This is a genomic window from Cupriavidus sp. UYPR2.512, from assembly GCF_000379565.1.
Lineage (GTDB): Bacteria > Pseudomonadota > Gammaproteobacteria > Burkholderiales > Burkholderiaceae > Cupriavidus.
Genome location: NZ_KB902882.1, coordinates 1 through 8,868 on the forward strand (window position 1 = coordinate 1; position 8,868 = coordinate 8,868).

The following is an 8,868-nucleotide window of genomic DNA, read 5'->3' on the forward strand; positions in this document are numbered from 1 at the left end:
CATGCTCCACCAACTGCTGCTTCCACGCTGTGATCTGGCTGGGGTGCACGTCGTACTGCTGGGCCAGCTCCGCCAGCGTCTTTTCGCCCTTGAGGGCCGCCAGGGCTACCTTCGCCTTCAACCCCGCCGAGTGGGTTCGCCTGCTTCGTTTCGTCATCTTCTGAGGTCCTTTCTGCCCGCCATTATGGCCGGCTCAGACCCCAGCTCTTCCATTTATCCGACTGTCCGAATTTCCGGCGCCACCTCTCATCGTACCAGTCCTAATGATCCGAGTGAAGAACTCACTGACGGCATGCCAGAAGCGTAGTCGCCAAATGACGCATTTCGACAAAGCGCGAACGGTTTGTCGGTATCGCGACGCGACCATAGTTGATAGTCGGGACTCCATGAAATTCTCCGAAACCCGCGATTTAGCTGGGTTTCGAGAAATCCAAAGCGCATGGCACGAAAGCTGCGCTAAAGCAGGTCGCACGGACGCGAACTGGCCGATGCGTGATTTGACAGAAGAAGACCATAGGGAAACACACCGCAGACTGAGGACATGCTCGTGGCCTTGCAAACCATGGTCACCCTGGGCTTCACCTTCTATTTCAATGGAGTAAGACAATGTCTAACCTTCGGCAAATTGCCTTTTATGGTAAAGGCGGCATCGGCAAGTCAACTACGTCGCAGAATACGCTTGCGGCGCTGAGCGACCTCGGGCAGAAAATCCTCATCGTTGGGTGTGATCCAAAGGCGGACTCGACACGCCTGATTCTGCATGCTAAAGCCCAAGATACAATCCTCTCCCTTGCGGCTGAAGCCGGGTCTGTCGAGGATCTCGAACTTGATGACGTAATGAAGATTGGCTACAAGGACATCCGGTGCGTCGAGTCGGGGGGGCCTGAACCGGGGGTAGGCTGCGCAGGCAGAGGTGTCATAACCTCAATCAATTTCCTGGAGGAGAATGGTGCGTATGACGGTGTTGACTACGTGTCATACGATGTGTTGGGCGACGTCGTCTGTGGTGGTTTTGCGATGCCAATACGTGAGAACAAGGCCCAAGAGATCTACATTGTGATGTCTGGCGAGATGATGGCGATGTACGCAGCGAACAACATTTCAAAAGGGATCTTGAAATATGCAAACAGCGGTGGCGTGCGCCTAGGTGGGCTGATCTGTAACGAGCGAAAGACCGACAAGGAACTCGAGCTAGCTGAATCGCTTGCGGCGATGCTAGGCACGAGGTTGATCCACTTCGTGCCGCGTGACAACGTAGTCCAGCATGCGGAATTGCGGCGAATGACCGTCATCGAGTATGCGCCAGACAGCACGCAGGCGGGCGAGTATCGCGCGCTTGCCGAGAAGGTCCATAACAATGGTGGAAATGGCGTTATTCCGACGCCAATCACGATGGACCAGTTAGAAGATCTGCTGATGGAGAAGGGGATCCTGGTGCAGGTCGATGAGTCGCAAGTTGGAAAGACTGCGGCAGAACTGACGGCCTGATGAATGTTGGGCGATAGCCGCCGTGCCGCGCACGGCGGCTATTTGCGACGAGGATGTTGACTACTTATGGATTACGCGATGACCACGGTTGAGGAACGCAAGGCCGCGAACAAGGCCCTCATTGACGAAGTGCTACGAGCTTACCCAGAAAAGATGGGAAAACGACGGGCCAAGCACCTCAGTTCATTCGAGGAAGGCAAGCCAGATTGTGGCGTGAAGTCGAACATCAAGTCGCTGCCTGGCGTCATGACGATTCGCGGGTGCGCGTATGCTGGATCAAAGGGCGTCGTTTGGGGGCCGATCAAAGATATGGTCCATATCAGCCATGGGCCTGTTGGCTGTGGCCAGTACTCATGGGGATCCCGTCGTAACTACTACGTTGGCACCACGGGCATCGATACTTTCGTCACGATGCAATTCACCTCCGATTTCCAGGAAAAAGACATCGTGTTCGGGGGTGACAAGAAGCTCGACAAGATCATTGACGAGATCCAGCAACTGTTTCCGCTGAACAAGGGGATTTCGATCCAGACAGAATGTCCGATCGGTCTTATCGGGGATGACATTGAGGCTGTCTCGAAGAAGAAGAGTAAGGAGTATGGGGGGCACACCATCGTGCCTGTGCGCTGCGAGGGTTTCCGTGGTGTATCGCAGTCACTCGGACACCATTTGGCAAACGACGCGATTCGCGACTTCGTGTTCGATGCTGACTCCAATAAGCGGGCTGCACTCGAGCCGACACCTTACGACGTCGCGATCATCGGCGACTACAACATTGGCGGAGATGCGTGGTCAAGTCGAATCCTTCTCGAAGAGATGGGTCTGCGGGTGATCGCACAGTGGTCGGGCGACGGCACGTTGGCGGAACTGGAGAACACGCCGAAATCGAAGCTGAACTTGTTGCACTGCTACCGCTCGATGAACTACATCAGTCGGCACATGGAGGAAAAATATGGAGTCCCATGGGTTGAGTATAACTTTTTCGGTCCGACAATGATCGAAAACAGCTTACGTGAAATCGCAAGCCGATTCGACGACACGATTAGGAAGAATGCCGAAAAGGTAATCGCCAAGTACCGACCGCTATCTGATGCTGTCATTGCGAAATATAAGCCACGGCTGCAAGGTAAAAAGGTAATGCTCTTTGTAGGCGGTTTGCGCCCGCGGCATATCATAGGGGCATATGAGGATCTAGGCATGGAGGTGGTCGGAACAGGTTACGAATTCGCACACAATGACGATTACCAACGTACGACGCATTATGTAAAGGATGGCACGCTTATCTATGATGACGTGACCGGGTACGAATTTGAGAGATTCGTAGAGCAGGTGCGTCCCGACCTCGTCGGCTCTGGTATCAAGGAGAAGTACGTGTTCCAGAAGATGGGCGTCCCGTTCCGCCAGATGCATAGCTGGGATTACTCAGGTCCCTATCACGGCTATGACGGATTTGCGATTTTCGCGCGTGATATGGACATTGCCATCTCGAGCCCTGTGTGGAACCTCGCAAAGACGCCGTGGAAAACGCGAGCTTAAGAACAGAGACCGCAGTGGCGCGGCGCAGAGGCGCCTAGTGAACGGCTGTTAAGATTATCTATTCAGGAGCGAGTGATGCCACAATCGACTGACAAAATTCTCGATCACGAATTGCTCTTTCGCGAGCCGGAGTACAAGGCGCTCTTTCAGAACAAGAAGGAGAAATTCGAGTTCAAAGATTCTGAGGAAGAGATAAAGGAGTTTGCCGAATGGACGAAGACTGAAGATTATAAGAAAAAGAACTTCGCCCGAGAATCACTGACCGTGAACCCGGCCAAGGCGTGTCAGCCTCTTGGAGCCGTGTTTGTGGCAAACGGCTTCCACAAGACACTACCATTCGTGCATGGCTCTCAGGGCTGCGTGGCATATTACCGCTCACATTTCTCGAGGCATTTCAAGGAGCCGACTTCGTGCGTGAGCTCCTCGATGACTGAGGACGCGGCGGTTTTCGGCGGTCTGAACAACATGATTGACGGACTCGCTAATGCGTACAACCTTTACAAGCCAGAGATGATTGCTGTATCTACAACATGCATGGCGGAGGTGATCGGCGACGACCTCGATGCGTTCATCAAGAACAGCAAGCAAAAGGGCAGCGTCCCTGAAGATTACGATGTGCCGTTCGCCCACACGCCTGCATTTGTCGGTAGTCACGTAACGGGTTATGACAACGCGCTACTGGGAATCCTGAAGCACTTTTGGGACGGTAAGGCGCGAGCCTCTAACCCCCTGGTACGGACGCCTGACGACAGTGTGAACTTCATCGGCGGGTTCGATGGATTTGTGGTCGGAAATATGCGTGAAGTTAAGAGGATATTCGATTTGTTTGGCGTAAAAGTCAATATCATCTGTGACCCCTCGGAAACCTGGAATACACCCACTGATGGCGAGTTCCGAATGTATCAAGGTGGGACAACGAAAGAGGAGGTGGAACACGCGCTGAATGCTAAGGCAACATTCGTCTTCCAGGAGTTCTGCTGCGAACGAACCATTAAGTTTATCGCTGAACACGGTCAGGAGGTCGTAGTATTAAATGCGCCGGTTGGCGTTCGTGGGACTGACCATTTCCTTATGGAGATTTCGCGGGTGACAGGCAAGCCGATTCCAGCTGAGCTGGAAAAGGAGCGAGGTCAACTCGTAGACGCTATGGCGGACAGTCAGGCGAGCCTACACGGCAAGCGGTACGCATTGTATGGGGACCCGGACCAGATGATGGGATACACGCAATTTCTGCTCGAGCTTGGCGCGGAGCCAATCCACGTGTTGTCGACAAACGGGAACGACGCTTGGGCGGGGAAAGTACAGGCGTTGCTCGATGCATCCCCATATGGCGCAGCATGCAAGGTCTACCCTAAGCGTGACCTCTGGCACCTGCGCTCGTTGTTATTCACTGAGCCGGTGGACTTTCTGATCGGCAACACCTACGGAAAATACCTCGAGCGCGACGTTGGGACACCCCTCGTGCGGCTCGGATTCCCCATTTTTGACCGTCACCACTATCACCGATACCCCACGTGGGGATACGCTGGCGGTCTGCGGATTCTCATGGCGCTACTCGATGAATATTTTGAAGCATTGGACGCAAGCACCATTGCTGTTTCGGAGACTGACTACAGCTACGACATTGTTCGGTGACGGAAGCGCGGTGCCTATTTAGGCTCGACTAGTCAAACGGCCATTCGTTTTTGGGCGAGAACTTTGAATCGGATAAGCGAGCGACTCGTCTGCCCAAGCGAATGAGGCGATTGCTCGCTCCGAGCAGCGTTTTGCCCGCCGTTAGCCGCCGCAAAGAAGTCTGTCTGGAGGTAGGTGTCGCGTAAGAACTAGGCTCGCTGACTTTTACTATGAAAGACACCCTTGCGGAAGCTTAGCGTCGGAGCCCGTTCATCTTTTTTCCGGGGCGCCGCCTCCCATGCGAGGATGCCTGTTCAACGTAGCATTAGTCTATTTCCAGACATGGCTTTGCGTCAGTGCATGCGCGGTTACGACGGTGGGGTCATGTATTGCCTCTCGGGGCACGGTAAATTATACGGGCAGGCGCAGGCGCAAACCACGCCACGCCTTAGCCTCCCCGACTCACCGGAGCAACGTTTGGGCAAAACAATGACATGTTTGCGGTCACGCAGGAGCGATTTCGTGCGGGTCGGTGGCAACTTGTGGAGCGTCACTTTGCTACCCGTGCGCAACGGCCGACGGCAAACGGCAATCTATATAGGCGGCGAATCCTGAAGTGCATGTTATATCTGCCGCGCGACTTGTCTCAAGTGGGACCAGATTAAACCGAACGGAGTTCAAGTTTAATCAGTGGACTGGGCGGGTAGATCGGCAGCGCACGGTGTTGATTACCAGCGGGGTCAGCGCACTCCGCCGTCTTCGACGATTACCTCGAGCTTTGTACATCCATACAGTCGTGCTCTGCTCGTTGACTATCCGTTTCAGAGGGTACGGCCGGCGTGAGTCGGCGTAACGTTTCCGCCGACATGGTAGATGGCCGTAGGCTGCTGATCCGGTTCGCTGTGTTGATGGCTCCTATCGAAGAGTCTGAGGGTATTGGAGGACGGTGTCATTGAGGGGCGCCGCACATTCAGTAACATGCTAAAGTTCATCCGAATGACGGCAAGCTCCAATTTCGGCAACGTCTTTATCCGTTCTGGGTGGCGAGCGCATTTCTACCGTTTCTTCCGATGTTGCCGCTGCAGCTCCTACTGCAGAACTTGCTATATGACGTTTCGCAAACCGCGATTCCGTTCGACAAGGTCGATGATGAACTCGTGGCCAATCCCAATGCAGACCGGGGGGATATTGACCGTTTTATGGTGTTCTTTGGCCTGATCAGTTCGATCCTCGATGTGATAACGTACCTGGTCATGTGGTTTGTTTTTGCTGCCAACACAGGTGAGACGCAGTCGTTGTTTCAGTCCGGGATGGTTTGTAGTTGGACTGCTGACCAAGACTATTGATCGTGCATTTCATACGCACACCGAAGTTGCCTTTTGTCGAAAGCGTAGCGGCGTGGCCGCTGATTGTGATAACCGGTCTAGTCATGGCCTTCGGCATCGTTCTGCCTATGAGCACGCAGGCACAGTATTTTAAGCTCCAGGTACTTTCCCTGGATGCTCGGGATTGCGGTCGGTTATGCCGTCTTGACGGCCATCATGAAAGAAGTTCTACATTCGCCGATTCGGATGGTAGTAGTGAATGTCGCCAGTTTTCTGTCCGTCGATCGTCGAAACTTCGGCATCCCATTACGAATTCAGTTTTCTGAATAATTGAGCGATTCTTGAAATTTCTATTGTCCGCTGTTTCGTGGGCTGTATGAGTTATGAAGCTGGTAGCGCCCCAGGGACATTGGCTTAGTAGTAGTTTGGGTCTCCCAAAAAAATGTGATGAAGACGGCATTTGCGTAGACGGGAAATACAGATCTACCATTCCTCTGCCAGCGGAGGTTGCGAAGCATTAGACATGTCGCTGTTTCGGCAGGAATAGAGTGACCCGCAACGCCGGCTTTAGTAGCGAACAACCCCACTTCTTAGCCGCAATATTGGATCAATAGCGGCGGCCGCTTCGTCTCCAAGGAAGCTAAGTGGATTGCACTGGCCAGCAATCCCGTGCGGTCCCTGGCAACCAAGGAGCAGCACTGGCGAGTGCGGGAGGCATGCCGCTTGCCAGGCAGGATGCCGGCGAAGTTAAGTGAAGAGTTATCTAGTCATGCGGGCCTGTTCCAGCGCCATGCTTGCAGCGAACTAAGCGTAAACCATTGGTTGACTTTGCTTCGAGCTGCCTTCTAGCATGAAAGATGAACCACGTGTCATGTTCGTGACGGGCTCCTAAGCTCGAGCACAACATGGCGAACCAAGTGCAATCCGATCTGCTGTTGTCCTCCTCTTGGGATAAGGCACTCCCGAGATGTCGAAGGTTAGAAAGCTAATCAGAGTAAGGAGACACCATGCTAAGACAGCGTTGGCGATATTACGCGGTCGTTCTATTCGTTCTTGTGGCGATGCAGGGATCATTCTCGCTGCATGCAGCGACAGCCGGACCCGGAACGTGGAGTAGTCAACAGACTTGGGCGTCGGATACGGTCAATGGGGGCAACCTGACCGGCTACTTTTATTGGCCGGCGAGGCAGCCCACCACGCCCAACGGTATGCGAGCGCTCGTGCTCGTGCTGCACGGATGTTCGCAGACCGCTTCCGGCGATGTGATAGACAATTCAAGTGGGGGTGGTTTTAACTGGAAATCGGTTGCGGATCAATATGGGGCCATCATTCTTGCGCCCAACGCTACGGGGAATGTTTATAGCAGTCATTGCTGGGACTACGCCAATGCGTCGCCAAGCCGGACAAGCGGACACGTCGGCGTGCTTTTGGATTTGGTTAACCGCTTTGTTTCCAATTCGCAGTATGCGATCGACCCGAACCAAGTATATGTCGCAGGCCTGTCATCGGGTGGCGGCATGACAATGGTACTGGGCTGCATCGCCCCGGACACCTTCGCCGGCGTTGGCATCAACGCCGGCCCGACACCTGGAACCACGACAATGCAGATTGGATACGTACCGGCGGGCTATACCGCGACCACTGCGGCTAACCAGTGCAAGCGATGGGCGGCGTCCAACGCGGACAAGTTCTCCAGCCAGGTCGCCGGCGCGGTATGGGGGACATCGGACTACACAGTAGCACCAGCATATGGCCCGCTAGCGGCTGCGGCGTTCCGCCAGATCTACGGCGGCAGCTTTACGGAAGGGTCTCAGGTATCGGTAACAGGCGGCGGCACCAACACCCCATATATGGATGGTAATGGCAAGCTGCGGACTCACGAGATATCTGTTGCTGGCATGGCCCACGCATGGCCTGCTGGAACTGGAGGAAACAATACACACTATGTCGATGCTACGCGTATAAACTATCCTATTTTCTTAATGGACTTTTGGGTCAAGAATAACCTCCGTGCTGGGAGTGGCATGGGCCAGCCGGGTACGGTACCAATCGGCCTGGCGGTCTCTGGGACAACGGAAACGACCGTAACTTTATCGTGGAATGCGGTGGCAAACGCTAATAATTACGGAATCTACCGAAATGGCATCAAAGTGGCATCCACCAGGTCCCCTGGGTACACCGACACGGGTCTGATCGCTGGGGCGACATATAGCTACAGCGTGACGGCGATCGATGCAACAGCAGGAGAAAGCCAGCAATCCGCTGCCATATCGGTAACGACGAAAACCGGTTTTGCTTGTACATCGACTACAACTACCAACTATGCGCACGTGCAAGCTGGGCGTGCCCATGATGTGGGTGGCTTCGCTTATGCTAACGGTTCCAATCAGAACATGGGGCTAAATAATCTCTTCTATACCAACACGCTTGCGGAGACCGCCGCCGCGTACTACATCCTCGGAAACTGCCCATAAGCAAAGCCAAGGAGAGGTATGCGGAAAGCCATCAAGCATGGGCGCTTGCGTGATGACATGGACGTTAATTCGAGCGCGGACCGGAGTTGAACTGCACACTTAATTTTGGAAATCCATCCGACCATCTGTGGTGTTTCTTATGACGATGTACGAGGAAGCTTTTAGGTGGCCAGTTGCAAACTAGCCCAGAGAGGCTTGCGCCACAACATGTATTGCAAAGGCAATTGCTTTCGACAAGACGGCGATGGAAAGGGGGAACGCTTAAGTCAGAAGGCTTCTGGCTTCGCCGTTTATCCGATGTCGAACGAGCAGCATCGCCGAATAAATTTAGTGCAATGATTAGGATCGCATCAAGCTCTAACTCATTTCTTTATACAGAACGCCAACTGCTCACTCCCGAAGCGCCTGTAAAATTTGAGCGGCGATCGTGA

The 8,868-nt window shown here is 53.9% G+C and carries 5 protein-coding genes and 1 pseudogene; 5 read left to right on the top strand and 1 reads right to left on the bottom strand.

Translation table 11 applies throughout. The annotated features are described in order from the left end of the window. The coding region (locus A3A5_RS37880; protein ID WP_035812020.1) for a helix-turn-helix domain-containing protein at window positions 1-157 on the bottom strand (157 nt) is incomplete at its 3' end. Between the two features lie 449 nt (window positions 158-606). Here A3A5_RS37880 and nifH point away from each other — a divergent pair. From nifH to A3A5_RS40900, 5 genes and pseudogenes are all read left to right on the top strand, one after another. Further along, complete coding sequence (gene nifH, locus A3A5_RS0107885; protein WP_018310062.1) at window positions 607-1,488, top strand: nitrogenase iron protein; 882 nt, start codon at window positions 607-609, stop codon at window positions 1,486-1,488. Between the two features lie 66 nt (window positions 1,489-1,554). Next, entirely contained in the window at window positions 1,555-3,024 is a 1,470-nt protein-coding gene (gene nifD, locus A3A5_RS0107890; protein WP_018310063.1) for a nitrogenase molybdenum-iron protein alpha chain, read from the top strand. Window positions 3,025-3,099: 75 nt separating this feature from the next. Continuing rightward, complete coding sequence (gene nifK, locus A3A5_RS0107895; protein WP_018310064.1) at window positions 3,100-4,659, top strand: nitrogenase molybdenum-iron protein subunit beta; 1,560 nt, start codon at window positions 3,100-3,102, stop codon at window positions 4,657-4,659. 891 nt (window positions 4,660-5,550) lie between these two features. Next, window positions 5,551-6,216, top strand: a pseudogene (locus A3A5_RS40895) (cation transporting ATPase C-terminal domain-containing protein); the annotation flags it as partial. 808 nt (window positions 6,217-7,024) lie between these two features. Next, on the top strand, window positions 7,025-8,437 hold the full coding sequence (locus A3A5_RS40900) for a PHB depolymerase family esterase (RefSeq protein WP_232431290.1): 1,413 nt from the start codon (window positions 7,025-7,027) through the stop codon (window positions 8,435-8,437). Window positions 8,438-8,868: the final 431 nt, after the last annotated feature.